Origin of the sequence: Erwinia sp. MYb416, assembly GCF_037479575.1 — a bacterium.
Classification (GTDB): Bacteria; Pseudomonadota; Gammaproteobacteria; order Enterobacterales; family Enterobacteriaceae; genus Erwinia; species Erwinia rhapontici.
This window is the reverse complement of sequence record NZ_JBBGYT010000234.1, coordinates 1-1,185: the sequence shown is the minus strand read 5'-3', so window position 1 is coordinate 1,185 and position 1,185 is coordinate 1. Positions and strand designations below refer to the sequence as shown.

At 54.3% G+C, this 1,185-nt stretch carries 1 protein-coding gene and 1 pseudogene; both read left to right on the top strand.

Annotation, left to right across the window (positions count from 1 at the left end):
- Positions 1-372 (top strand): annotated as a pseudogene (gene fliF / locus WH277_RS02170) (flagellar basal-body MS-ring/collar protein FliF); the annotation flags it as partial.
- Positions 341-1,185 (top strand): FliG C-terminal domain-containing protein (locus tag WH277_RS02165; RefSeq protein ID WP_339504139.1); only part of this gene is annotated, 845 nt, incomplete at its 3' end. The pseudogene fliF and the gene WH277_RS02165, both read left to right, overlap by 32 nt.

The window sequence follows — 1,185 nt, the reverse complement described above, 5'->3', positions numbered from 1 at the left end:
CGTCAGACGGTGATCGACTGGATTAAACGCGGTGGGATCGCGCTATTGATTGCGGTGATTACCTTGTTTGGATTGTTGCCGATGATGCGCCGCGTGGGACGTCGGGCAGAAACCTCTGCGGCTAAAGACATCTCCGCTCTCGGCCTGTCCGAGAGTGGAAGTGATGAGGGTGATGAGGTCGATGGGCACGCATCATCTCTGCCTGTCGGTTCGTTCCAGGGCGATGAACACCTTCCTACTCAAAGTTCCGGTCTGGAAACCAAGATCGCCTACTTACAAACTCTGGCCCAAAACGAAACCGATCGCGTGGCTGAAGTGATTAAACAGTGGATTAGCAGCAATGAGCGAAGCAGCAGCAGCAGTAGAAAATAATAGCAGCAAAAGCAGCAACACTGACAGTCAGCCTCCCCGACTTGAGCAGGCAGCCATTGTATTACTGAGCATTGGGGAAGAGGCTGCCGCGACAGTAATGAGTAAATTCTCCCGCGAGGAGGTGCTGCGATTGAGCGAAACCATGGCGCGCCTGCACGGCATCAAGCTGTCTCAGGCGCGGGATGCAATGAACAGCTTCTTCCTGGACTATCGCGAGTTGAGTGGTATCAACGGCGCGTCACGCAGCTATCTGCGCAACATACTTGAACGGGCACTGGGCGGCGAGATTGCACGCAGCGTGATTAACGGCATCTACGGCGACGAGATCCGTTATCGCATGGCCCGTCTGCAGTGGGTGGATACTCCGCAGCTGGCCGCATTGATCGACCAGGAGCATTTGCAATTGCAGGCGGTATTTCTCGCCTTTTTACCGCCCGATGTGGCCGCCACCGTGCTCACTCATCTGGATGCGACGCGGCAGGATGAAATTCTCTATCGTATCGCCAGGCTGGATGACATCAATCGCGATGTGGTGGATGAACTGGACCGTCTGATTGAGCGTGGTGTGGCCGTTCTGTCCGAGCATGGTTCCAAAGTGCAGGGGATTAAACAGGCAGCGAATATCGTTAATCGCATTCCCGGTAGTCAGCAGATGCTGCTGGACCAGTTACATGCGCGTGACGAAAACGTGGTGGACGAGCTGAAAACAGAAATGTACGAATTCTATATTCTTAGCCGCCAGAATGAAGCCACGATACAGCGTCTGTTGGAAGAGATCCCGATGGAACAGTGGGCTATTGCACTGAAGGGAAC